This is a genomic window from Kitasatospora griseola (assembly GCF_014648555.1).
GTDB classification, from domain to species: domain Bacteria; phylum Actinomycetota; class Actinomycetes; order Streptomycetales; family Streptomycetaceae; genus Kitasatospora; species Kitasatospora griseola.
The window spans coordinates 15,461-38,741 of the sequence record NZ_BMRI01000018.1 but is presented as its reverse complement, the minus strand read 5'-3'; the positions used below and the strand labels follow the sequence as shown (position 1 = coordinate 38,741).

The following is a 23,281-nucleotide window of genomic DNA, read 5'->3' as shown; positions in this document are numbered from 1 at the left end:
CACCTGCCGGACACGGGTTCGCCTGCGGGTCTCGCCGCGGCGGGCCTGGCTGGCGGCGGGCTGCTGACGCTGGGCGGTGTGCTGCTGTATCGGGCACGGCGCCGCGCGAACGCGGACCGGTTCGTGGGGTAACGCCCACGCAGTCACCGCTTGTTCGGTGAAGCGACCGCCCCCAGGGTCTACGGGCTCCGGGGGCGGTCTCCTGCCTTGCAAGGTTGGGAGTGCAGTGTTGGATCGGTGGTCGAGTGCCGGTTCGCGGCCGTCCGCGCCGGATCGCGCGGGGATGTGCTGCGCTGCTCGGGTTCTGCTCGCTTGTGGGTCAAGTCCCGGTGGCGGGTGGGGCGTTCGGAGGGGCTGGTGCGGCAAGGGGTGGGGGTGCGGGTACCCGGAAGGGGTGACCTGTGATCTAAACCCTGGTGGGGGCGGGCAGTTCATTGGCGGGTTGTTTCGTATGGAAGCAATTGCCGGTGCCGTCGGCTGCACGGTCGCGTGCGGGGTGCGGTGGGCGGGACACGAGCGGAAGGGGCAGAAGCCATGGCCATGATTCAGACGGGTAGGTTGCAGCTGAACTCCACGCATCCCACGGAGGTGACCGGGGGGAACACGTCGACCTTCACCCAGGTCACGTTCCCCTCGCCGTTCCCGGCCGGTGCGAGTGTGATCGTCGTGCCGTTCGTGCAGACGTTCAACGGCCCTGACACGCCGGGCCTGCGGATCGCCGATGTCACCGTCACCGGCTTCAAGATCCGGATCAACGAGCTCGTGGGCTCGGGCAGGGCGTTGTCCGACGGGCCGCACACCACCGAGACCGTGGGCTGGATCGCCAGCACAGTGTGATCCCGCGACCCGAACCGCCCGTCCCTCTTGGTGGCCGTCCCCTCCTGGCGGCCGTCGGGAGGGACGGGCTTGTTGTGGTGTCGTGGGTCGCGGTGTTCGGGGGCCGGTGGTGGTGCGACCGGCGGCCCTGGTGTGTGGGTGGGCTGTCAGTTCTGGGTGCCGGTCCGGTTGACGATGCGTTCTTCGAGGGCTGCGGTGGAGTAGACGGCTTCGGGGTCGGCGGCGATCTGCTGCGGGGTGGGTTCGCCGGTCGGGGGAGTGCCGTCGGGGCCGACGGCGGGGAGGTACTTGAGGAGGACTTCGCGGATGCCGAGGTAGGCGCCGGTGGTGGAGTCGAAGATCAGGGCGACGCGCTGGGTTCCGTTCATGCCGACGACGGCGACGCCCTTGCGGCCGGTGGCGTCGACCTGGTCGGTGACGATCGAGGTGCCGGGGAGTTTCGCGGCGGCCTTCATCAGGGCGCCGGCCACGGCCGGGGGTGCGGAGACGTTCTGGAAGATCTGCTGGATGTCGCCGAAGGCGAGCTGGGCGCGCATCGTGTCGGTCAGGTCGGAGGGCGGCGAGACCTGCCTGGTGCGGTCGGCGTCGAGGAGGAGCTGCTTGATCCGGTCGGGGTCGGTGGGCAGGGAGGCGACGAAGCGGTAGGTCTCGCGGCCGGGGAATCCGGCTTCGACGCGGGCGCCGTCGATGACGGGGAGTCGGGCGGGGATGCGCTGGAGTCCGTCCGGGCCGCTCTGGCCCAGGCCGGTCATGGTGGGGTCGACCATCGCTCCGTCGGCCGTGCCGTCGACGGACCACCAGATCTTCCGTTCGTGACGGGGGAAGCGGCCGCCGTCCTGGATCTCCCGGGTGTAGGTGAACTGTCCGTCCCCGGCGTGCGGGTCGGGGCGGGCGGCGACGGCGTCGGCGGCCCGGGCGAAGAGGGTGGCGGCGTCGACGTGCTCCGCCTGCGAGGTACCCGAGGGCGTCGATGCGGCTGCGATGTCGCCCGTTGCGGGGGAGAGGGGCGTGCTGCGGGTGCCGGACTGCCCGGGCAGCAGGAGGGCGGTGGCGGCCACGGCGCCGGCGGCGATCGGCGAGGCCACCATCCACACCAGCTTCCGTCGCGGCTTCGGCGCGTGTTCCGCGCGGGCGATCTCGTTCATCAGGTGCCCCTTCAGCAGCCGGTGGCGGTTGGCGGCGAGCATCTCGGGCTCGGTGTTCATCGGATGTCTCCCTGCGTCGACCGGGCCGCGATCAGGCGGCCGTCCGGTACCTGTCCGCGGCCGGCGGCCGGTTCCCTGTGGTCCGTCAGTTCCTTCTCGGCGAGGTCGCGCAGGCGGCCGCGGGCGCGTGAGAGCCGGGAGCGCACGGTGCCGACGGGCACCCCGAGCGCCTGCGCGGCCGAGGCGTAGTCCAGGCCGGCCCACACGCACAGCCCGAACACCTCCCGCTCGCTCCGCCGCAGCCGGCCCAGCGCCCGGCGGACGGCGGCCAGCTTCTCCCCGTCGTCGAGACGGGTGACCAGCTCCTCGGCGAAGTCGGGCACGATCTCCTGCACGGGCAGCCGGGCCATCGCCGCGCGGTGGCGGCGTCCGGCCCTGGCGGTGTTGCGCAGCACGTTGGTGGCGATCCCGAACAGCCAGGGCCGCACCGAATCGCCCTCCTCGTGCAGCGAGGTGCGCAGCCGCCACGCCTCCAGGAAGGTCAGCGACACCGCGTCCTCTGCCGCCGTCCAGTCCCCGAGCGCCCGCAGCGCATACCCGTACACGGCGCCGGCGTGCTCGTCGAAGAGCTCCCCGAACGCCTCCTGTGCTCCGGCGCGCAATCGCGCCCGCATCGAGAGTTCCACACCCCCACCTGTCCGCAGGCGCACCAGGGTTCCACCTTTTCCCCGACCGGTGCGCGCGGGGTCCTGACGCACCGTCGGCAGGTTTCGGGGCAGCGGGCTGACGGACCGTCCGGTGGGTCAGTGCGTGTCGTCGTGCGGGAGTCCGCGGTCGGGTGCGCTCATGTCGCCGGTGCGGGGGGTGCCGTCGGCGAGGGCGTAGCGGAGGTGGACGGTGCCGGCGGGGGCGGCGGCCGGTGGGGTCAGGAGGGTGAGGTTGGTGGGTACCGCGCCGGTGTCGAACACCTTCTTGCCGACGCCGAGGACGATCGGGTGCACCCAGAGGTCGAGGCGGTCGAAGAGCTTCTCGCGCAGGAGGGTCTGCACCAGGTTCAGGCTTCCGACGACCTTGACGTGCTGGTGCCGGTCGCGGATCTCGTGCACCGCCCGGGCCAGGTCGGCTCCGAGCAGGGTGGATCCGGCCCAGGGGAGGTCGGGGGTGCCGCGGGAGGCCACGTACTTCGGGACGCTGTTGAAGAGTTCGGCGATCTCGCCGTCCTTCTGGTGCGGCCAGTAGGCGGCGAAGAGGTCATAGGTGCGCCGGCCGAGCAGGAGGGCGTCGGTGCCCTCGTACGCGGCGCTGATCTGCGCGCCGGTGACGTCGTCGAGCAGGGGTGCCTGCCAGCCGCCGAACGGGAACCCCGACGGGTCCTCGTCGGGTCCGCCCGGCGCCTGCCCGACGAGGTCGAGGGTGGCGAACAGTTCGATGTGGATCAGGCCCATGGCTGCACTCCCGGTGAGAGGTTTCGGTCGCCCCCGTCGAGATGTAGACCCGGCGGGGCCGGAAAGCCCGGCCGCCACGCCGACACCTACCGCCCCGCTGCCGGGCGGGCCTGTCATGGGCCCCGCCCGGCAGCCCGTTCCCGAACGCCGGTCAGCCGGTCAGCCAGTCAGCGGTCAGCCGGTCCCGTCGGGGTGGTGGACGGTGAGCTCGCCGTAGGCGGACAGGGCGCCGGCCGGGTCGCCGGGGGTGGGTCGCAGGACGGCGTCGAGGAAGGCGAGGGTGGCGGCGGCTGTGGTGCGGGGGCTTTCGGTGCGGCCGAGGGAGCCGACGAGCGAGGGCAGCGGCGGCAGGTAGAGGGGGCTGTCGGTGAAGCTGAGGTGGGCGGTGCGGGGCACGGTGAGGCGGTAGCTGGTGGCGGTGTCGAGGGCGAGGGCCTCGGTGAGGCGGGGCAGGTAGCGGGGATCGGTGTCGGGGGTGGGAGCGGAAGTGAGGGCGAGGGCGGGCTGGTGGAGGGCGGGGGCGGTGGGGCCGTGGGGGTAGCCGTCGAGGTCGACGACCGCGCCGATGCGCGGGTCGTGCCGGGCTGCCTGGAGGGCGGCGGCGCCGCCCATGGAGTGGCCGGCTGCCGCGGTGCGGGCGGTGTCGAGGTGCCCTGTCAGCGGGTCGGGGACGGTGCCGCGGTCCAGGTTCTGCAGCTGGGTGAGGACGAAGCGGAGGTCGTCGGCGCGGACGGCGGTCCAGTCGGCCGCGAGGCGCTCGTCGGTGTCCCGGTCGCCGCTGGAGGTGGTCGCGGAGCGGATGGTCCGGCCGTCGTCGAGGACGACGGCCGCGCTGTCGTAGGGGTGGTCGAGGGCGGCGACGACGTAGCCGTGGCTGGCGACCTCCTCCGCCCAGGCGGTGTTCTGGGTGCGGGCGCCGCCCGAGCCTGGGGAGAACAGGACGACCGGCCAGCGCCGGTCACCGTCGGCGACGGGCGCGTCGGCGCGGGCGTGGGTACGGGCGCGTGTCGTGCCGTCGAGCAGGAAACCGGGCAGGCCCGCGCCGTGGGCGAGGGCGTCGGCGACGGTGCGGGCCTCCTGCTGGGTGCGGCCGAGGTAGCGGGCTCCGGGCGTGCTCGTGGGGCTGCTCCGTGCGGGGTACCAGAGTTGGACGACGACGGTGCGCCGGTCGGCGGGGTCGGGGGTGAACGTCTCGGCGCGGTCCGGGTCGGACCACTGCACCACCCGGGTGCCGACCGCGAAGGGGCCCGACGGCGCGGGGAACACGGGCACGGGGAACGCCCACGCGGCGATCGGCCCCGAGGCGATCAGTGCAGCGCAGGCCGCGGAGGCCGGCACCGCCGGCCACCGCCCGGCCCGCCACGCCGGCCGCGCGGGACGGCGTCGGCGCGACGCCGGCAGGGGACGCAGGAGGGGCGAGAGCGCGAACGGCAGCGTCGCCGCGGCGCCGGCCAGGACCGGCAGCAGCTGCCAGCGGACGCCCACCGCGCCCAGCACGGCCGCGGACACGGCGAGAACCGCGGTCGCGGCGATCGTGGTTCGCCCACGGGCGGCGGGCGGCAGCCAGCGCGCCGCGACGAGTGCGAGGGCGCTCAGTACGGTGAGCAACTCCGGCGGGGACATGGACAGTTCGGGGATGATCTCGGTCACCCCGCCATCGTCGGGGCGGCGTGCACCGCGGCACATCCGCCGCCGGTCGCCGCCGGATGCCTCCCGCGGTCGCACGCGGACCCGCCGCCGAGCAGCCGTATTGCGACCCGAGGAGCAACGCGGACTCCTCCTCGGGTCGTACCCGGGCGCGGCACTCTCCCGCCGAGGGATCATGTGCGCGGCCGCGCCCGCGTCCTACCGTGGCCCCAGCGCACCGGTGCCGAAAGGGGCCCGGGGCCGCTGTACGGCAGGGCGGATCGACGAGGGGGACGCGTGGTGGGGACCGAGACGGTCGAGGGGCCCGGCAGCAGTGCCCGCCCGGCACGCCACCGGACGGGCGAGCGGCCGACGACGGAGCTCGACCCCGACGGCCGCCGCAGCCCCCGGCTGCCGCCCGCCGCCCGCGTCCTGCTGTCGTCCGTCGCGCCCGGTTCGCTGCTCGTGCCGCTGTTCCTGGTCCTGCTGCTGCTTCATGTCGTCCTCACCCGCGGCCGGGGGGAGCTCGTGGTGGCCTCGGTCCTGACCGTCGCTCTGGTGCTGCCGCTGGTGTGGCTGCGCCGGGCGCCCGTCGTGGTGTTCGCGACGGTGGTGGCGGCGGCGTTCGTCCAGTGGTGGACGGATGTCCAACTGCCGGCGGACGCCGCCCTGTTGGTGGCCCTGTACGCGGTGGCCGCGGACGCGGGGCGGCGTGCCGTGTTCGTGGCGTGCGCGGTCGTGGAGGGCGGGGCGCTGCTGGCGTGCCTGCGCTGGGCGACGCCGGGCGCATTCCTGGCGCCCTTCGCGGCGCTGACCGCGGTGGTGGTGGCGGCCGCCGCGCTGGGCGTGAACGCGCGGACCGCCCGCGCCTTCCTCGTGGCGTCGCAGGAGCGGGCCGCGCGTCTGGAGCAGCAGCGGGACCAGCAGGCGCGGCTGGCGGTGGCCGAGGAGCGCAGTCGCATCGCCCGGGAGATGCACGACATCGTCACCCACAACCTGTCGGTGATGGTCGCGCTCACCGACGCCGCCCTCCACGCGCGGGACCACGCGCCCGAGGCCGCCGCCACGGCGATGCTCCGCGCCTCCGAGACCGGTCGGCAGGCCCTGGTGGACATGCGGCGCTCGCTCGGCGTCCTGCGCAGCGACGGGCCGGGTGCCGACGGGCTGGGCAGCGACGGGTCGGGCGCCGAGCGCCGTCCGCTGCCCGGCATCGGTGACCTTCAGGAGCTGACGGAGCGGATGTGCGCCGCCGGGCTGCCCACCGTCCTCGACCTCCGCGGCGCCCACCACCGGCTGCCCGCCACCGCCCAGCTGACCGTCTACCGCCTGGTGCAGGAAGCGTTGACCAACACCCTCAAACACGCGCCCGCCGGCGCCCGCGCCGAGGTCCGCCTCCAGTGCCGGGCCCGGTCCGTCACCGTGGACGTCACCGACGACGGCCCGCGCACCACCCCGCCCCGTCCCGCAGCCGCGTCGGGCCACGGGATCCCCGGCATGCGGGAACGCGCGGCCGCCTACCGCGGGACCCTGCGCGCCGGACCGCTCCCGGGCGGCGGCTGGCACGTCCACGCGCGCCTGTTCCTCGACAGCGCGGAAGCGGCGACCGCATGACGATCCGCGTCCTGGTCGCCGACGACGAGGCACTGCTGCGGATGGCTTTCACCACCATCCTCGACGCCCAGCCCGACATGACCCCGGTCGGCGAGGCCGCCGACGGCGCCCACGCGGTGCGCCTGGCCCGGGAGTTGCGCCCCGACGTCGTCCTCATGGACATCCGGATGCCGGGGACGGACGGCATCGAGGCGACCCGGCGGCTCACCGACGCCTGTCCGCTGAGCAGGGTGCTGATCCTGACCACGTTCGACCTGGACGAGTACGCCTTCGCCGCGCTGGACGCCGGGGCGTCGGGCTTCCTGCTGAAGAACACCAGGCCCGACGAGCTGCTCGCGGCGATCCGCAGCGTGGCGGCGGGCGACGCGGTGCTCTCGCCGCGGATCACCCGCCGCCTGCTGGACGACGTCCGCCCGCACCTGGCCGGGGCCGCCGCGGCCGGCCGTCACGAGGAGCGGCTGGGGCGGCTCAGCGCCCGTGAGCGGGAAGTCCTGGTCGAGGTGGGCCGGGGCCTGTCGAACGCGGAGATCGCGGCCCGCCTCCATCTCGCGGAGGCGACCGTGAAGTCCCACCTGGGCCGGATCCTGCACAAACTCGCGCTCCGCGACCGGATCCAGGCCGTCGTCCTCGCGCACGAGAGCGGCCTCGTCCCGCTGCCCTGACCCGGTGTCACTGCCCGCCTCGGTCGAGGACGGCGAGCTCGGCCACCACCGCGCGGTGGTCCGTCCCGGCGAGGGTGTACTCGGCGACCGACACCGCGCGCAGCGCCCGGCCGTGCAGGACATGGTCGATCTGGATCATCGGCGGCAGGCGGGGGAAGTCCCGGTTGTGCTCCGGCCAGGTCGGCATCAGCCCGGTCCCCAGTTCGGCGTGCGTGTCGGTGAGCCCGGTCGCCAGGAGGCTGCGCATCGGCGCGTGGTCGAGCGTCGCGTTGAAGTCGCCCAGCAGCACCGCGCCGCCGCCGCTGCGCCCGGCGGCGGCGTCCCGCAGCTCGTGCATGCCCGTCGCCCAACGGCGGGCGTCGCCCAGCGGGTAGTAGGTGTGCACCGCCACCAGCTGCACCGGCCGGCCGTCCACCGCGACCGTCACGTTGACGGTCGGCCACGCCGGATCGCCCGCCCCCGTCACCGGCAGCCGGGTGAAGAGCGCCGTGTCGGACCCGGCGGGCATCTCCCGGTGGGGGAGCAGCTCGCGGATGCCCGCCGCGTCCAGCGCCTGCGCCGCCGAGACGCTCAGCTCCTCCACTGCCAGAGCGTCCAGACGCTGCGTGCGGACCAGGTCGACGAGCGCCGTCGGCGAGACTCCGCCCATGTAGGCGTTGCTGGTGGCCACCCGCAGCCGCGGCGCGCCGGCCGGCGCCTGCGCCCCGTCGGCGACCACGCGCGGGAGCAGCCACCACAGCTGAAGCCCCACCAGGAGCACGGCCAGGGCCGTGAGGACCCAGCGGCGCAACCCGGCCAGCACCGCCGCCGCCGGCACGGTCAGCAGCGCCGCGTACGGCAGGGCCGCCATCGGCAGGGCCAGGACCGTCCCGTCGTCCAGGCCCAGGACGCGGACCACGGCGAGCGCGGCCGGCCCGAGCAGCAACACGACGCACAGACCCGTCAGGGCCGCACGCCACCGCCGCCGCCGGCGCGGCGTGCCCTCACCGGTCTCCGACGTGCCGTCAACCACGATGATCCTCCTGCGGGATGCCGGTGGCGGCCGTGATCACCGGCCGCCGTCGTGGGGAGAGGACGACGGCGACGGGAGCACGGTTGCGGGCCGGGTCGTCGGGTGAGTGGTTGGCGTGCGATGTGTTCCTGGTGTGATGTCATACTGGCGCGTCCGGGAGGCTGTTCGACTCGGCGGGGCGTGTGCGGTGCGCGCGGGGCGGCTGTCGGCCGCGACGGTACGGGCGGCCGGTCGTGCGACCCGGCGAGGTCGTTGCGGCCGTGCCCGGGCGAGGGCTCCGCACGCCGACCGCCGACCGCCGCACGCCGACCGCGGAGACCGACTCAACGACCAGGTGAGGGCAGTGACTGCAACCGATCGAGCCGGGCAACGGTCCTGGCACTGGTACGGCGTGGCCGGGCTGGCCTCGGTCGTCGTGCCGGCGGTGTTCCTCCAGGCGCTGCGCCTCGCCGAGTGGCAGGTGAGTCACCCGGTGATCGTCCCCGACGACGGCTCTCCCGGGGGCGGGAACATGGGGAGCGTGGTGGCCGTGCCGACCCTCGGCCTCGCGCTGCTCGCCGGGCTGGTCATTCCCGTGCTGTGGGGTGCGGCGGCCGTCCGGGCCCGGACGGGGCGAACCGTCGGGACCCTGCCGACGATCACGATGGTCCTCCAGGGCGTCGGCCTGCTGTTCGCTTTCGCGGCCGCCCGCGCCCTGCCGCACGGTCTGCCCTGGGGCGCGGCCCTCGTCGCCTCGGGACTGCTCGCGGTGGCCGCCGTGCGAGTGCCTCGTCGGCCCGGCCGGACCGCGGCCGTTCAGTAGGGCCTCCGCGCCACCGGCCCGTGGGCGGCGCACTCGACGCGCGGTCACCTGCGAGGATGGGCGGGCGAACCCGCAAATCAGCACAGCGTCAGAAACGAGACGGCCTTGTCCAACGTCAAGCTGCACACCAACCACGGCGACATCGTGATCCGCCTCAACGCGGAGAAGGCTCCCGCGACGGTGGAGAACTTTCTCCAGTACGTCACGGACGGCTTCTACAACGGCACGGTGTTCCACCGCGTGATCGACGGCTTCATGGTCCAGGGCGGCGGAATGGAGCCGGGCCTGCGTCGCAAGGAGACCCGTGCCCCGATCCTCAACGAGGCCGACAACGGCCTGAAGAACACCCGCTACTCGGTGGCCATGGCCCGCACCTCGGACCCGCACTCCGCCACCGCCCAGTTCTTCCTGAACGTCGCCGACAACGCCTTCCTCGACCACACCGCGAAGTCCGGCCCCGGCTGGGGCTACGCCGTGTTCGGCGAGGTCGTCGAGGGCCAGGAGGTGGTCGACGAGATCAAGTCCGTGCCCACCACCTCCAAGGCCGGGCACGCCGACGTCCCGAAGGAGGACGTCGTCCTGGTGAGCGCCGAAATCGTGGAGTGACCTCCGGGGCGCGGCCGCGCCCCCCTCTGGGAGCGGCGGACTCCCGTGGCCCGCGCCCCGGTGAGACGTCGGGTGTTGACACTCACCGGGGCGCGGCGCGGTGCTGCCGGGGCGCCGGGGTTCGGGCCCGAGCCCGGACTGCGGAGCCCGGTACGCGACGGGCTGCCGCCACCGCTGAGCCTGCCCGTTCGGAGAGGGGCAGGGCGGAGCCTGGGCCGGCCGGATGAGTGACGGGGCGTGGGAGCAGTTCCTGGCAGGAGCGGAGCCGGGGGCGGAGCTGCGCAGGCGGTGGCGGTCCGGGCTGGGGAGCAGGGCGGACGCGCCGACCGAGGTACTGCTCGCCCTGCTGGACGGCGACGAGCCGTACTTCCTGTACCGGCGCCCGCTGCCCGCGCCGGTGTTGGACGCGGCCGTCGAGCACCCGTCCAAGCGGGTGTGGGGCCCGGTGGCCGAGTCCGGGGCGCTGTCACCCGGGCAGTGGGACCGGCTGCTGGAGGCGCTTGCCGGGCGCGGTGCCGGCGCGGCCTTGCTCGCAGTCCTGCGCGAGATGCGGGACGGCTTCGCCGCGCGCGGGGAGCGCACCGCGGTCGGGATGGCGCGCCCGCCCCGGCCCGACGCGGTGGCGCCCCGGACGCCGGCGGAGATCGCCGCGCTGGCCGACAGCGTCCCCGACATCCCCGCCGAGGACCGGACGTACGGGCTCCGGTGGGTCGGCGCGCTGTTCCACGACCCGGACGCGATGCGGCAGTTGGCCGCCCACCCGAACCGGTGGATCCGCCGCAGCGTGGCCCGCGCGCCCCGGCTGCCCGCCGACGTCGCAGCCCGGCTCGGGCGGGACGAGGACCGAGTGGTGCGGCTGTTCCTCACCGAGTCCTGCGCCGACGCCCCCGCCGAGACCCTGCTGGACGTGTGGAGTTGGTGGCCGGGCAGCCTCTCCTTCCCCGGCCGGCCCCGCAACCACCCCAACTTCCCCCGCGACGGCCTGCGCCACCGTGCCCACGACCCCCGCCCCCGGGTCCGGCTGCTGGCCCTGGACGACCCCGCCGCACCGACCGCACTGGCCGTCCTCCTCGCCGCCGACCCCGACCCGGCGGTCCGGGCCCGCGCCGCCGAGGACCTGCGCCTGCCGTCGGCCACCGTCCTCGCCCTGCTCGCCGACTCCGACCTGACGGTTCGCCAGGTCGCCGCCCGGCACCCGGCGCTGCCCGCTCCGACGTTGGCCGCCCTGCTTCGCGACCCCGCCACTGCCGAGGACGCGGCCCGCAACCCCGCCGTCCCGCTGCCGGTAGCCCTGCGGATGGCCGCCTGCTGAGGGGGTCGCGCCCGTCCGGTCGCACCGCGCCCGTCGCCGAACGGCTGTCGGCCGCCCGGGACGCGGGCAGCGTCGGTGGTTCGAGGAGGTCCCCGGCCGCGGGCTTCAGCGGAGGATGCCCACGAGGCCGTCTCCGCCCTCCGAGCACGCGAACGTGCCCGTGCAGCACGGTTCCCATCCGGTGGCCGTGTCGAGCAGGGTCAGCTGTGACCACCGGTCGACAGGCCGGGGGTTTCGACGGAGCCACAGGCCCAGCTGTGGCGCCGTCAGGTCGTCGGCGGTCGGCGAGGACGGGCGGGTGGGGCCCGGCAGTACGGCGGCGACATCCTGGGCGGGGTGTCCGAACAGGTCGACGCCGTCCCACGCCACCGCGTGCGTTGAGGGCGTGTCCGGAGGCGTGTCGGCCTCGACGGCGATCAGGGTGAGACGGTCGGCGCGGTCGGGGCCGCCTGCCGCGACGGTCACCACGATGTTCCCGAAGGCGGCGACGGTGTTCCAGCTCCGGTCGAAGAGGATGCCGCCGAGCCAGGCGTCATGGGCGTGCCGCAGTTGCCGGTAGTCGGCGCGGGTCAGCGTCATGCACTGTCTGGTGCGGTGGCTTCCGGGCACCGCTGCGAGCGTCGCGGCGGCCTCCTCGGCCGTCGCCCCGAACCTGAGCGTTCCGGCTCCGGCCGGCAGGACCACGCCGATTCCCGGCAGCAACTCCAGCATCGGCCCATTGTGCTGTCCCGTGCTCCGGGCCTTGGCGGGGGTGGTGGCTGTTCGGCGCGACACTGCCTCGGCTACGCAGACCGGAGGTGCCCATGCCGGTCCGCGCGAACCGGCGGCCGACTGCGGAGTGATGCGCACATCCTGCCTGGTCAGGCCGCCACGGATGCGGGAGGAGAGCTTGAAAACCCTTGGCGTCGGGCGGTGTCCGCCCGACAGAGTTGATCTCGTCCGGTTCGCGGACATTCCGAGAAAGGGAGGACGAAACCGCCATGTCCACACTGCGGGTGACCGCCGAGCGCCTGACCATCCTGGAGCACCCGAACGCAGACGCCCTGGAGCTGGCGCAGGTCGGCCTCTACCGGGCCGTCGTGGCCAAAGGGGCGTACCGGACCGGGGACTTCGCGTGCTACATCCCCGAGCAGTCGGTCCTGCCGTCCGAGCTGATCGAGGAACTCGGGCTGACCGGCCGGCTCGCGGGCGGCAAGGCCGACCGGGTCAAGGCAGTACGGCTGCGCGGCGAGCTGTCGCAGGGCATCGTCTGTCGCCCCCGGGCCCTGGTCGAGGTCGACCTGCCCCGGGCGGCCGAGGAGGGCACGGACTTCGCGGAGCTGCTCGGCGTCACCAAGTGGGTGCCGCCGGTGCCGACTTCGATGAGCGGCGAGGTCGAGGCGGCGCCCGACCTGCTGCTCTGGGTGGACATCGAGAACCTCAAGCGCTTCCCCGACGTCTTCGAGCCGGGCGAGCCGGTGGTGGTCACCGAGAAGCTGCACGGAAGCTGCTGCCTGCTCACCTTCCACGCCGACACCGGTGCGGTCCAGGTCTCGTCCAAGGGGATCGGGGCGCAGGGGCTCGCGCTGAAGGAGGACGGGCGGAACCTCTACTGGCGTGCCGTCCGCGCCTACGGCATACCGGAGTTGGCCGCCCGGATCGCCGACCGGCTGGGGGCGAGCCGGGTCGGGATCTTCGGCGAGGTCTTCGGGGACGGCGTGCAGGACCTCGGGTACGGCGCGAGCAGCCGCACCGAGCAGCCGCCCGGGTACGCGGCGTTCGACGTCTCGGCGGTGATCGACGGTCAGCTGCACTGGCTGGACGCGCCCCGACTGCTCGCCGACGAGCTGCCGGTGGTGCCCGAGCTGTGGCGCGGACCGTTCGACGCGGAACGCGTGCTGGAGCTCGCCGAGGGACGCGAGACCGTCAGCGGGCGGCAACTGCACACCAGGGAGGGTGTGGTGGTCCGGCCGGCGGTCGAGCGCCACAGCCCCGTCCTGGGCGGCCGGGCGATCGTCAAGGCGGTCGGCGGCGACTACCTGACGCGCAAGGGGGGCACCGAGTACGAATGACGGGCCGCGCTGGACGAACGGGGGCGAGGCTTCGGCTCGAAGGCTGAAGCCCCGCCTCGGTGAGAGTGACGTACCGGGTTTGCTCCTCGGTGCCGGTGCAGTCGACGGCGCTCCGGAGCGGTCGCGGGTGGCTGGACCTCGGGCGGGGCCGTCAGGGCGCCGGGCTGTCCGTGCCCTCGACGTCGGCGAGCAGTTTGCGCAGGAGCCCGTCCAGGGTGGCCCGTTCCTCGCCCGAGAGGGCGGAGAGCAGCGCGGTCTCGTTGGCCGCATGGTCGGTGAAGGCGGCGTCCACGAGGGTGCGTCCGGCCGAGGTGAGGGCGATGCGGACGCTGCGCCGGTCCGCCGGGTCGGTGCTGCGTTCCACCAGGCCCGCCGATTCCAGGCGATCGATCCGGCTGGTCATGCCGGCCCGCGACATCAGCAGCAGCGCGGCGAGTTCGGAGGGCATCAGTTCGTACGGCGCGCCGGAGCGGCGCAGGGTGGCGAGAACGTCGAACTCGCCGCGCTGGAGGCCGTGTTGCTTGAACACCTCTTCGACGACCCGGCCCGCGAGCAGGGCAAAGCGACCGAGGCGGCCGACGGTGCCCACCGCCGTCAGGTCGAGGTCCGGGCGCTCCCGGCTCCACTGGTCGAGCATGACGTCCACGTGATCCATAGGGGCATATTATTCGATGGGAGATAGTTAGACGTAGTACTATCAGCCAGGGAACTATCGAAACGCTCGCTGTGGGGAGAGGCCAATGACGTTGATCGGACCGGAAGCCGTGGTGGTGCGGGGCGGCGAAGCCGAGACCGTCGGAATGCTCGGCGGCAAGGGGCGGCTGCTGGCGGACTCCAGCGCCACCGGCGGCGCCCTGAGCACCCTGCGCGTCACGCTGGGGCGCGGCAAGGACGGCGCCACTCCGCACTACCACGGGGGCTCCTCGGAGCTGTTCTTCGTCGTCGACGGCTCGGCCCAGGTGCTGGTCGGGAACGAGGTGGTCACTGCCCGGAGCGGCGACCTCGTGGTGGTGCCGCCCCATCTGCCGCATGCCTTCGCGGCGGCGCCGGACTCCGGGGCGGACCTGCTGATCGTGATCACCCCCGGGGTGGAGCGCTTCGACTACTTCCGCCTGCTGGAGCGGATCCGCGCGGGCGAGGCGACGGTCGAGGAACTGCTCGCCAAGCAGGACCTCTTCGACAACCACTTCCTGGAGTCGCCGAGTTGGCGCGACGCCCGGGAGGAAGCCGCCCGGTCCGAGCCGTAGACCGCCCGGCACCGAGCTCGGCCCGACACCAGGGAAGGAACCCCGTGACCGACACCCGCACCATCACCAACCCGCCCGGCCTGCACGACCCGACACCGTTCGGCTACAGCCACGCCGCCTCCGCGCCCGGCGAACCGGTGTTCATCGGCGGCCAGTACGCCTCCGACGCCGGCGGGCAGGTCGTGCCCGGCGACTTCGCCGCCCAGGTGGAACTCGCCCTCGCCAACCTGCGCACCGCGCTCGCCGGGGTCGGCCTCGGCTTCGAGCACGTGGTCCGGCTCGGCTCGTACATCGTCGACCACGACCCGGAGAAGCTGGCCGTCCTCGGCAAGGCCCTGGCTGGGGCCTGGGGCGACCGGCTGCCCGCGCAGACGCTCAGCGGGGTCGCCTCGCTCGCCCTGCCGGGGATGCTCTTCGAGATCGACGCGGTCGCCGTCCGGCCGACGGTGGGGGCAGCGGGCTGACCCACCCACGCGCAGGGGTCCCACCGACCGGTGGGACCCTTCGTCGTACCGCCGCCGTTCGAGCCGGCGCGGACCGCTCACATGGCCCGGGTCGCCGCGCACAGCCGTCGTTCCACGGTGTCGGGGCCGTCGCTGAGGAAACTGCACCCGCAGGAACGGCCCCTCGTCGGTGGCGGCCGGGTCGAGGATCCGGAGCAGGGTCGTCGGCTCGCGGACCGGCCCGTCGACGAGGACGGCCTCGGCCCCGCTCACCAGGATCGTGGTCGAGTTCGCCCAGGAACGCCGGCGTGCGATCACGGAGCCTCCCTCGTCGCTCCGGTCCGCTCCGGCGCCGGGTGTTGGGGAACGGCGTCCTGGCCGAGCGCGAGGAGGCCGGTGCGGCGGCATGACGGGCCCCTGCCCCGGTACTCGGTCGGTCAACGCGGCGCCGCGGATCGGCCGGGGCGACACCGCGGGCGGGGAGGCGTTGTCAGCGGCCGCCCGCTGCGGGGGCGAAGGGTCCGTCCAGGGCTGCCCATTGCAGGAGAAGGATGGTCTTGCCGTCGATGATGCGGCCGTCGCGGGTCATGGCGAGGGCCTCGACGAAGGGCAGTTCAAGGACCTCGATGTCCTCGCCGTCCTCCTCCAGTCCGCCGCCGGTCCCGGTCCGGTCGGCCGGAGTGTAGGGGGCGGCGAAGAAGTGGAGGCGCTCGGTGACGGAGCCGGGACTCATGTAGGCGTCGAGGACGTGGGTGAGCGGGCCGAGGGTGACGCCGAGCTCCTCGGCGCTCTCGCGGCGGATGGCGGTGGCCGGGTCGTCCGCGTCGAGCAGGCCTGCGGCGGCTTCGACGAGCATGCCGTCGGGGTGGTCGTTGACGTAGGCCGGGTAGCGGAACTGGCGGGTGAGCAGGACACGGCCGCGTCCGGTGTCGTAAGGCAGGACGACGGCGCCGTTGCCGCGGTCGTAGGTCTCGCGCTGCTGGGCTTCCCAGCGGCCGTCGCGGCGGCGGTAGTCGAAGGTGGTGCGGCGCAGGACGTGCCAGCCCTGGGAGGTGAGTTCGACGTCGCGGACCCGGACGTCGGGGTTGCGGTCCAGGCCGCGCCCGGCCTGGTCGAGGCCGGTGCGGCCGCGGTGGTCGGGGGCCTCGATGCCGGGGCGGCTCGTCACACGCCCTCCCGCTGGGTGCGGCGGGGGATCTCGGCCACGTCGTGGTAGACGGGCAGGCCGCGGCGGCGGGCGGTGGCGACGTCCTGGTCGGCTCCGGTGGAGGCGCCGGGCAGGCGCAGCACGGCGTCGCAGTGCGCGAGCAGGCGGTCGGCGGTCGGGTAGAGCACCTGCTCGGCGAGGGGATCGGTGGGGCCCGCGCCCGCAGAGTGCAGGACGGGCAGCGCGATCCACTCTCCGATCACGGGGAGGTGCCCGGTGGCGAAGACGGGCCACGCGGCGGCTTCGAGGCGGGCGAGGTTGGCGGCCATGGCCTGCGGGTCGCCGTCGGTACCGGAGCGGTAGGGGCCGGCGATCAGGATGAGCATGGGCTCGTCGGCTACGGGCTTGTCGGTCATGGGCGCTACCATACATGCAGAAACGTGCAAGAATAGGAGAGATTGCGGATGCTGGCTGCTGAACGGCGCGACCACCTGCTCGGTCTGTTGGCCCGTGAGGGCAAGGTCGTCGCCAAGGACGTCGCCGCGGACCTGGGGATCTCCGAGGACAGCGTGCGGCGCGACCTGCGCGATCTCGCCGCCGAGGGACTGTGCCAGCGGGTCTACGGCGGCGCGCTTCCCGTCTCGCCGGCGGTGGTGGACTACGCCGCCCGGCAGAGCGTGGCCCAGGACGGCAAGCGGAAGGTCGCCTCGGCGGCCGCCGCCCTGGTGCGGCCGGGCGGCACGCTGATCCTCGACGGCGGCACCACCGCCCTCGCCGTCGCCCACGCGCTCCCGCGGGATCTGGCCTGCACCGTGATCACCCACAGCCCGACGATCGCCGCGGCCCTGCTCGACCATCCGCAGGCGGAACTCTTCCTGCTCGGCGGCCGGATCTTCAAGCACTCGGCGGTCGCGTGCGGCGCGGCCGCGGTCGAGGCCGCGCAGAACGTCTCCGCCGACCTCTGCCTGCTCGGCGTCACCGGCGTGCACCCGGAGGCGGGGCTGACCACCGGCGACGCCGAAGAGGCGGCGATGAAACGCGCCCTGGCCGCGCGGGCCGCGGACACCTACGTCCTCGCCTCCTCCGAGAAGATCGGCACGGCCTCGCGGTTCCGCGTGCTGCCCTGGGAGAAGATCAGCGGCCTGATCACCGACGCCGACCCCCACGATGCGGTCGTCGAGCAACTGAAAGCGCTCGGCCTGGAAGTCCTGTCGGCCAACTGACGGTTGCGAGCCGGTCTTTACGGGATCGCGGACCGGTCGGACCCTCGACAGCGCCCCTACCGGGTCGCGATCGGGTGGGTGGCCAGAGCCGGACGTCGAACAGGTCCGGCTGGCTGCCGTTCGGCCCGGGCCGGCTGCCCACCACACCGTGAGGGTGCGGCCGCCCGTCGCGTCCTGGTCCACCGGCGCGGCCAGCAGCGTGCCCGCGAGGCGATGGCCACGGCCGAACGCCGGTCGCGCCACGGCCGTCCCGCCCTGCGCCCGGACGGCACCAGCCGCGCCGAGCAGCTGCAGGCCGCCGACCGCTGGCCTCTCGGCGGGTGGCCTTCTCGGCGTCGAGCTGCCGCATCAGCAGAGCGACCTGTTCTTCGGCCGCACGCGCACGGTCCCCCGCCACGAGCAGGACTATGAGCAGGACCAGGAGCAGCACGCTCCAGGTGCCCGGTAGGTCTCCTCGGCCCTCCCGGGCCCGTGGGCCGTCACGGCCCGGGTCCGGCCGGTGTCCGCAGCCCGAGCGTGGGCTCGCCCGGGCCGGATTTCCCTGCGGCATCGGCCGGGAAAACCGCTGTCGGGCAAATGGATCACGGTGGTAGAACTACCGCCGTGCACAAGACTCCGGAATTTCCCGATCTGCTGCGGCTGATCGACGAACGTGCAACCGCCTTCCGCGCCGCGATCGCCGTCGCGCCCAGCCTCGACCTGCCCGTGCCGACCTGCCCCGGGTGGACGCTGTTCGACCTGGTGCAGCACATCGGCGAGGGCCGCCGTCGCTGGGCCGCCACCGTCGCCGCCGGGCCGGACGCCACGTCCAGGACCCCGGCCCAGGGCGACGCCCTCGCGCCGCAGGAGCGCGAGGACGTGCTGGCCTGGCTGGCCGCCTCGACCGAGCTGTTGCTGGCGGCCCTGCGGGAGGCCGGCCCGGACCAGGGCTGCTTCACCGGCTGGGGTGTCACGCAGACGCCGCACACCGCCGGAGGCGTCGCCCGGCACCAGGTCCAGGAGATCGCGGTGCACACCTACGATGCCCAGCTCGCCGTGGGCGACGTAGCCCCGCTGCCGGTCGAGGTGGCGCTCGACGGTGTCGAGGAGAGCCTGTTCATCGCCAGCTTCACGAGGAGTGCCTGGCCGCACAAGCCCACCGCCTTCGACTTCCACGCCGCCGAGGGCCGCTCCTGGCGCCTCACGGTCGACGGAGACGGCGCACGGACCACCCGGCTGCCCGCCGTCGGCGAGGCCCCGGAAGCAGCGGGCCTCGCCATCCGCGGCACGGCCAGTGATCTGGTCCTCTGGCGGTACGACCGCATCCCGGTGGACTCCCTGCAACTCGACGGGGACCCGGAGCTGCTCGACCTGCTCTTCGCCTGGGAACCGGAGGACTGGGCGTGACGACGGGCCACCGCGTACGAACCTGTCGCTGAATCGCGAACGGATCCTGCCAGGCGCAGGGCTCCCGCCGGGGTCGGCAGGACGGCGACCTCCCGGCCCCACGTCCCCTCGTCGGGGTCCAGCGGAGATCGCCACGGTGTTCCGCCGACCGGCCCTGCGCACCGTCCCGGGTCGAGGACCGACTCGTCCACCGCACGGCGCACGGCTGCTCGATGTACAGCCCCACCGCCGACCCGGTCTTCCCCGACCTCGGCCTGCGATCCGCTGCCGGCGCCCGGCGACGTCAATCCGACCTGGCCGCTCCTCCTGCTGCACAACTCGCTCGACCTCTGGCACCCGCTGCCCGGCGAGGAGTGGAACTCCCGCTAGAACTTGCCCGCGTGCGGCCCCGGGCCGTCCACGGCCGCCGCAGGACCGGAGACGTGTCTCCGGTGTCGAGGCCGTGCGTCGGCGTGCGGGCGCGACTCTCTAGAACCAGAAGGCCTTGACCACGGAGTGATCCGCGCCGGCTGCCTGTCGGTAGAAGGAGAGCAGGTCGTTGTGGTGCTGCAGGAAGATCGCTTCGGCTTCGGCCTCGTACATGAAGCTGCCGAGGGGGCCGAAGATGCCGTCCTTGGAGGCGGTCCAGAGATCTTCGAACGACGCGGCTTCCAGGAAGGCCGCAGCCTGTTTCACCTGGAGCGGAGTCATGATCAGAAACGGCGGGCCGACCTCGGAGTCGATGGTGGTGCCCCCGAAGACGGGCAGCGTGGCCGGTGCGTTGGGGTCTCCGGTGCCGTCCGCGGAGCCTGTGTAGAGGTGGTTCACCTCGTCGAAGTCCTTCTCGACCGCGGTTGCGATCCCTGCGGTGAACTCTTCCTGGGAGTCGCGCCAGGAGTTCCGCATGAACGTGGACAGCCACTTGCCGTCGGGTTGGATGTCGCTCTGCGGAACGGCACGAAGGTGCATGTGGAAGCTCACTGCGGGACCGCGCTTTCGGTCGAGGTTGTCCGGTCGATGGGCGGACCCTACTCGTCGACGCCGACATCGCAGCGATGACTGCGCAGGCAGGAATGTGCGCTATTGGGGCCGGGGCTGACGGACGGACGGACGCGGGGATCTCGGAGAGGATCCTTGCTGAGCTGAACCGCCCGATCGCTCCCGACGGCCAGGACCCGGGTGGGACCCGACTTCCGCCCGCCCCGTCCCGCCTCCGGGCCAGTCCCCGCGCCCTGCGGCGCGGGGGTTCGTCGGGCACTACGTGACCTGCCGCATCCTCAGCGCGGGCCCGGTCGTGCGCGCGCGGCGCTGATCCCGTCGCCCCCCGCAGGGCCAGCCGGCGGTGTCGAGGGTGGCCCGCTTGAGCTTTTGGCGCGCCTTGCCCATGCGGTCCGGGACGCCGGCGTGGCGGTGGTCACCGACCGCGCCCATGCCGCGCTGCCTTGGCCGGCGGCACCCAGACCGTGATCACGATCTGACCTGGCACCTACCTGTTCGGGCTACTCCGCCTTCTCGTCGTTGCCCGCCGGCCCGGCCGCCGCCCCGTTCGGCGGAGCCGACCCCATTCCTCCGCGCGGAGGTAATCGGGCGGACCGCAACACCGCCCCGCTACCTCCGCGCGGAGAAACCAGGGTCGCTGCGCCGGCCGCGCCCGATGCGCAGCCGGACCTGCTCGACCTGGTCCCGATCGACCGGCGCGGCCTGGGCCCCACCACCTACTCCAGTGCGCTGGCGAAGATCGGCCTAGCTGGGAGATCCATGGCCGGGCCGTCGGCTGGGCCGAGGGCCGCCTCGGCACCGTCGGCGCCTGGGTGGCCTTCGTCGGCCTTGGCGCCCCGCCCGTCTACCCGGTCGACGCCCAGGACCGCCCCGTCCGGCACGACACCGCCCGCCGCGCCGCCTGCTCAGGCCGCTGCTTCCTGCCGCTGGTGAATACCGACGGTATTCACCGCACACCCCCGTTCCAGGAGAGTGCCACCGGCACCGGCACGGGCACAGGGGGCGAGCCTTGCGGCACCTCCAGCAGCTGCAGCGCGTCCGAGTGCCAGGCTCCGCGCCGGCTGATCGGCCGTACCTGGGGCATCCGACCGGGACCTGTCGCCGAAAGGCCGGATCGGCGACCGAACAGTGCGCGAACTCACCCGCTGGGGGCCCGTATACCTCGCCACCGACTGGAGCGACACCAGGGTCGGGCCGAGCCATTCGCATCGACCACGGCACGGCTTCCACGAAGGGGCGCGGCCTGCTCGCTCCCGGTCGGCCGTCGTCGGAAGCTGTGTCGTGTTCCGGCCGCGACTGCGGTGCCAGTGCGGGCGGCGACCGCGCGCAGCGCTCTGAGTCGCGCCGGAGCCGTGGTGCGCCTGTTGGAGCGGTGGGGATCCAGGATCGTTGGCACCGGCGTTCGAGGGAGTCGGGATGTTCGTGCCCTCGTTGCCGGGGCTGCGGGATTTTCACAGGTCAACCGTGTGAGGGGATGTCAGCACGTTGTAGGAGGCGTGATTTGGCGCGTTTCCGTACAGGTGCTTCAGCGGGTGGTCGCCCGGGCCGGTTGACGCGGAAGTGCGCCGTGAGTGGAGTAGCGTCCTCTCCAGCCCTTCGGGGTGACCTACCCGCCCTCGACCGAAGGCCGGATCCAGACCGACGACACGGGCCGCTTCGTCACCGCGCCCACCCGGATCGAAAACCCCGCTCGACGCCTCCCGCCGAAGAACCTGCCCTGACGCCCCTGACGTACGAGGACACCATCGTCGGTCCCGGGTCAGTCCGGCAGGCCCCGGAACCCGGCGAGTAGTTCCTTCAGTGCCCGCTGCGCGGCCGGGTACGCCTCCTCCACGGCCGGGACGTTGGACGCCGAGCCCGCCGAAGGATGGTTCTGGCCGACCATGGCCACCTCGACCAGGATCCGGCCGTTGGTGCCGTAGAACACGGCCTCGCCGTAGTCCAGGAACCCCGGGCCGGCTGTGTGGAAGGCCGTCAGGTCGCCGTCCGGCGCGAGTTTTCCGTCCGGCCCGATGGTCCAGTTCGGCCCCTTCGGCGGAGCCGTGGCACCGGCCTCGGGTACCGACGCGCTGATCACCGCCACCCCCGGACCGTCCGTGCCCATGGTGGTCCACGAGGTGCTCACCACCCGCGCGGAGGCCCGCGACGAGGGGTCCGCGGCCGCCACCGTGCGCGACCCGCACGCCTGACCCGCCGCCAGCAGGTCCACGAGCAGCTTCGTGGTGTCCGCACCCGGCGCGAGCACGTACACGCTCGCCCACATCCCGTCCGACTCCGCGGGGACCCGCAACTCGTAGATCGCCGCCGGCACGGGCACCGTCGCAGGCCCGACCCGGATCCTGTCGTCGACCCGCACCCCGGACATCGGCTGCTCCACCCGGCAGGGCGACAGGGCCAGCGGCTTCCCCTGCCCGGGGCGGAACACCTCCCCGCCGTGCAGCCCCGTCGTACCGGGCACGTACACCGACTCGACGATCTGCCGGATGTGATCGGACCCGAACTCAGTGCCCTCGACATCGACCACCGCAGCGGCCCCGGCCGTACCGCTGCCGGAGCCTGCATCCGCCGCCGGCGAACCTCCCCCCGAACACCCGCTCGCTGCGAAGCAGAAAATCCCCAAGACCGTTGCCAACCAAAGGCGTTCAGCGATCCGCATGCCCGCACGCTACCGCCGCCGCCCACCCGCCGTCCGCCCAACGGCCAACCCTGCCGGCCAACGGGTTCGCGCCGGAAGTCCCCGAGCCGCCTTTCCGACGGCCGATCACCCCGGGCCCGTTGCCGACCCCGCGTCACCACCACCCGGGTCAGTGAGCAGGCCGTCTGCCTCAACGGCGACCACGAGTAGCCATACCCGGTGAACCCTTCCCGGTCGATGTCCGCTCCGCACAACGTCAGAGTCCTGGTCGCGACGGCATGCCGCGACTTCGGCCGCCAGTGGCACGACGACGTGTAGAACATGACGCCCGACCAGGACCTCGCGGTGAAGGGCTACATCTACAACGAGACCGGCGACATCCTCGGCGCGCTGCGCGGCAGCCGGCCGATGACCCTGGAGAGCGAGGCGAGGATCGGACACCTCTGACGAAGCGGTCGCGGCGCGCCCGGTGCCCGAGGACGTCATGGTCGCCCGGGGCACGGACCTGGGCCATCTCCACCTGAAGGACCCCAAGGACCTCGAGGGTCTGACCATCACCGAGGACGGCTTCATGTCGACCTCGCCCGGCGACCGGCCGCCTTCGCAGGCAAGGAGGCGACCCTGCACCTGCGGGTTCCCGCCGGCACCAAGGGGCTCTGGGGCTCTGGGGCTCTGGGGCGAGAACATCGGCACGTTCGGAGGCGCCGAGCAGGAACTCCTGCTCGGACGCGGCCTGAAATGGCGCGCCGACAAGGTCATCGTGGACACCAAGGGCAAGGTCCACGTCTACGGCGAGGTCGTGCCGTGACAGAGACGGAAATCCCCGGGAGGGGAGCGAAGGACGGGGGTTCCCCTATGCGGATCGTGGACTACGGCCCACCGCGCTACGCGGGCACGGCCACGGGAGCGGTGGCGTACTGCCCGGTGCTCGACGCCGCCGACAGGCTGCAAGGCTACCTGTGGTGGTCCGACGCGGAGGGCGCGGCGAGTTTCGTGCCGCTGCTGGTCCGGGGGACCTCAACGCCTACGGCCACTGGTTCGACCGGCTGAGGGATGCACGGGCACGGGAGTTGACGCCGTCCCAGGCCCTCACGGTGCTCGCCGAGCAGCCCT

The 23,281-nt window shown here is 73.5% G+C and carries 24 protein-coding genes and 1 pseudogene; 14 read left to right on the top strand and 11 right to left on the bottom strand.

Annotated elements, in window-relative coordinates; all coding sequences use genetic code 11:
• The first annotated feature begins 3 nt into the window (after positions 1-3).
• Both IEZ12_RS40635 and IEZ12_RS22335 read left to right on the top strand, forming a co-directional pair.
• Positions 4-132 (top strand): LPXTG cell wall anchor domain-containing protein, encoded by a 129-nt coding sequence (locus tag IEZ12_RS40635; protein WP_373295517.1) that lies wholly within the window; start codon positions 4-6, stop codon positions 130-132.
• A gap of 402 nt (positions 133-534) precedes the next feature.
• Positions 535-837 carry a hypothetical protein gene (locus tag IEZ12_RS22335; RefSeq protein WP_043907180.1) on the top strand — a complete coding sequence of 101 codons (303 nt, stop codon included), beginning with the start codon at positions 535-537 and terminating at the stop codon, positions 835-837.
• Between the two features lie 146 nt (positions 838-983).
• Here the strand turns inward: IEZ12_RS22335 and IEZ12_RS22330 are convergent, their stop codons facing one another.
• The 4 genes from IEZ12_RS22330 to IEZ12_RS22315 form a co-directional block, all read right to left on the bottom strand.
• Positions 984-2,042, bottom strand: a complete 1,059-nt coding sequence (locus IEZ12_RS22330; RefSeq protein WP_189273989.1) for a CU044_5270 family protein — start codon at positions 2,040-2,042, stop codon at positions 984-986.
• Positions 2,039-2,656 (bottom strand): RNA polymerase sigma factor, encoded by a 618-nt coding sequence (locus IEZ12_RS22325; RefSeq protein WP_189274140.1) that lies wholly within the window; start codon positions 2,654-2,656, stop codon positions 2,039-2,041. Before IEZ12_RS22325 ends, IEZ12_RS22330 begins: the two co-directional genes overlap by 4 nt.
• Before the next feature lie 129 nt (positions 2,657-2,785).
• Positions 2,786-3,427 carry a dihydrofolate reductase family protein gene (locus tag IEZ12_RS22320; protein WP_189273987.1) on the bottom strand — a complete coding sequence of 214 codons (642 nt, stop codon included), beginning with the start codon at positions 3,425-3,427 and terminating at the stop codon, positions 2,786-2,788.
• Between the two features lie 174 nt (positions 3,428-3,601).
• On the bottom strand, positions 3,602-5,113 hold the full coding sequence (locus tag IEZ12_RS22315; protein WP_189273985.1) for an alpha/beta hydrolase family protein: 1,512 nt from the start codon (positions 5,111-5,113) through the stop codon (positions 3,602-3,604).
• 237 nt (positions 5,114-5,350) lie between these two features.
• On the opposite strand from IEZ12_RS22315, the gene IEZ12_RS22310 reads away from it, so the two are divergent.
• Together IEZ12_RS22310 and IEZ12_RS22305 are read left to right on the top strand one after the other, a co-directional pair.
• Positions 5,351-6,664: a sensor histidine kinase gene (locus IEZ12_RS22310; protein WP_308431067.1), complete on the top strand. Its 1,314-nt coding sequence runs from the start codon at positions 5,351-5,353 to the stop codon at positions 6,662-6,664.
• The gene (locus tag IEZ12_RS22305) at positions 6,661-7,326 is read left to right on the top strand and encodes a response regulator (RefSeq protein WP_189273982.1); all 666 of its coding nucleotides are present in this window, start codon (positions 6,661-6,663) and stop codon (positions 7,324-7,326) included. The genes IEZ12_RS22310 and IEZ12_RS22305 overlap by 4 nt, the downstream gene beginning before the upstream one ends.
• Before the next feature lie 7 nt (positions 7,327-7,333).
• On the opposite strand, the gene IEZ12_RS22300 is transcribed toward IEZ12_RS22305, so the two are convergent.
• On the bottom strand, positions 7,334-8,338 hold the full coding sequence (locus IEZ12_RS22300; RefSeq protein ID WP_229847775.1) for an endonuclease/exonuclease/phosphatase family protein: 1,005 nt from the start codon (positions 8,336-8,338) through the stop codon (positions 7,334-7,336).
• A gap of 343 nt (positions 8,339-8,681) precedes the next feature.
• Here IEZ12_RS22300 and IEZ12_RS22295 point away from each other — a divergent pair, with 343 nt between their 5' ends.
• The 3 genes from IEZ12_RS22295 (at position 8,682) to IEZ12_RS22285 (ending at position 11,058) form a co-directional block, all read left to right on the top strand.
• Entirely contained in the window at positions 8,682-9,140 is a 459-nt protein-coding gene (locus IEZ12_RS22295; protein ID WP_189273980.1) for a hypothetical protein, read from the top strand.
• 105 nt (positions 9,141-9,245) lie between these two features.
• The gene (locus IEZ12_RS22290; RefSeq protein WP_189273978.1) at positions 9,246-9,746 is read left to right on the top strand and encodes a peptidylprolyl isomerase; all 501 of its coding nucleotides are present in this window, start codon (positions 9,246-9,248) and stop codon (positions 9,744-9,746) included.
• 223 nt (positions 9,747-9,969) lie between these two features.
• The gene (locus IEZ12_RS22285; protein WP_189273976.1) at positions 9,970-11,058 is read left to right on the top strand and encodes a hypothetical protein; all 1,089 of its coding nucleotides are present in this window, start codon (positions 9,970-9,972) and stop codon (positions 11,056-11,058) included.
• Positions 11,059-11,163: 105 nt separating this feature from the next.
• On the opposite strand, the gene IEZ12_RS22280 is transcribed toward IEZ12_RS22285, so the two are convergent.
• Positions 11,164-11,769: a hypothetical protein gene (locus IEZ12_RS22280; protein WP_189273974.1), complete on the bottom strand. Its 606-nt coding sequence runs from the start codon at positions 11,767-11,769 to the stop codon at positions 11,164-11,166.
• A 269-nt stretch (positions 11,770-12,038) separates the two neighbouring features.
• Here IEZ12_RS22280 and IEZ12_RS22275 point away from each other — a divergent pair, with 269 nt between their 5' ends.
• On the top strand, positions 12,039-13,109 hold the full coding sequence (locus IEZ12_RS22275; RefSeq protein ID WP_189273972.1) for an RNA ligase (ATP): 1,071 nt from the start codon (positions 12,039-12,041) through the stop codon (positions 13,107-13,109).
• 151 nt (positions 13,110-13,260) lie between these two features.
• On the opposite strand, the gene IEZ12_RS22270 is transcribed toward IEZ12_RS22275, so the two are convergent.
• Positions 13,261-13,764 (bottom strand): MarR family winged helix-turn-helix transcriptional regulator, encoded by a 504-nt coding sequence (locus IEZ12_RS22270; protein WP_189273971.1) that lies wholly within the window; start codon positions 13,762-13,764, stop codon positions 13,261-13,263.
• An 85-nt stretch (positions 13,765-13,849) separates the two neighbouring features.
• Between IEZ12_RS22270 and IEZ12_RS22265 the strand changes: the two genes are divergently transcribed.
• Positions 13,850-14,356: a cupin domain-containing protein gene (locus tag IEZ12_RS22265; protein ID WP_189273969.1), complete on the top strand. Its 507-nt coding sequence runs from the start codon at positions 13,850-13,852 to the stop codon at positions 14,354-14,356.
• Positions 14,357-14,400: 44 nt separating this feature from the next.
• A complete protein-coding gene (locus IEZ12_RS22260) occupies positions 14,401-14,820 on the top strand; it encodes a RidA family protein (protein ID WP_189273967.1) in 420 nt (139 codons plus the stop codon).
• A gap of 469 nt (positions 14,821-15,289) precedes the next feature.
• Here IEZ12_RS22260 and IEZ12_RS22255 read toward each other — a convergent pair whose 3' ends face one another.
• Both IEZ12_RS22255 and IEZ12_RS22250 read right to left on the bottom strand, forming a co-directional pair.
• Complete coding sequence (locus IEZ12_RS22255) at positions 15,290-15,967, bottom strand: NUDIX domain-containing protein (RefSeq protein ID WP_189273965.1); 678 nt, start codon at positions 15,965-15,967, stop codon at positions 15,290-15,292.
• The gene (locus tag IEZ12_RS22250) at positions 15,964-16,332 is read right to left on the bottom strand and encodes a DUF4406 domain-containing protein (RefSeq protein ID WP_189274134.1); all 369 of its coding nucleotides are present in this window, start codon (positions 16,330-16,332) and stop codon (positions 15,964-15,966) included. The genes IEZ12_RS22255 and IEZ12_RS22250 overlap by 4 nt, the downstream gene beginning before the upstream one ends.
• 78 nt (positions 16,333-16,410) lie before the next feature.
• Between IEZ12_RS22250 and IEZ12_RS22245 the strand changes: the two genes are divergently transcribed.
• Together IEZ12_RS22245 and IEZ12_RS22240 are read left to right on the top strand one after the other, a co-directional pair.
• Complete coding sequence (locus tag IEZ12_RS22245; protein ID WP_189273963.1) at positions 16,411-17,169, top strand: DeoR/GlpR family DNA-binding transcription regulator; 759 nt, start codon at positions 16,411-16,413, stop codon at positions 17,167-17,169.
• 603 nt (positions 17,170-17,772) lie between these two features.
• Positions 17,773-18,555: a maleylpyruvate isomerase family mycothiol-dependent enzyme gene (locus IEZ12_RS22240; protein WP_189273961.1), complete on the top strand. Its 783-nt coding sequence runs from the start codon at positions 17,773-17,775 to the stop codon at positions 18,553-18,555.
• A gap of 468 nt (positions 18,556-19,023) precedes the next feature.
• Here IEZ12_RS22240 and IEZ12_RS22235 read toward each other — a convergent pair whose 3' ends face one another.
• Positions 19,024-19,515, bottom strand: a complete 492-nt coding sequence (locus IEZ12_RS22235; RefSeq protein WP_229847773.1) for a DUF1877 family protein — start codon at positions 19,513-19,515, stop codon at positions 19,024-19,026.
• A 1,777-nt stretch (positions 19,516-21,292) separates the two neighbouring features.
• Positions 21,293-22,057, bottom strand: a complete 765-nt coding sequence (locus IEZ12_RS22230; RefSeq protein ID WP_189273957.1) for a hypothetical protein — start codon at positions 22,055-22,057, stop codon at positions 21,293-21,295.
• 432 nt (positions 22,058-22,489) lie between these two features.
• Here IEZ12_RS22230 and IEZ12_RS40140 point away from each other — a divergent pair, with 432 nt between their 5' ends.
• Together IEZ12_RS40140 and IEZ12_RS22225 are read left to right on the top strand one after the other, a co-directional pair.
• Entirely contained in the window at positions 22,490-22,615 is a 126-nt protein-coding gene (locus tag IEZ12_RS40140) for a hypothetical protein (RefSeq protein ID WP_268250262.1), read from the top strand.
• A gap of 10 nt (positions 22,616-22,625) precedes the next feature.
• Positions 22,626-22,976, top strand: a pseudogene (locus IEZ12_RS22225) (ADP-ribosyltransferase family protein); the annotation flags it as partial.
• Between the last annotated feature and the right edge of the window lie 305 nt (positions 22,977-23,281).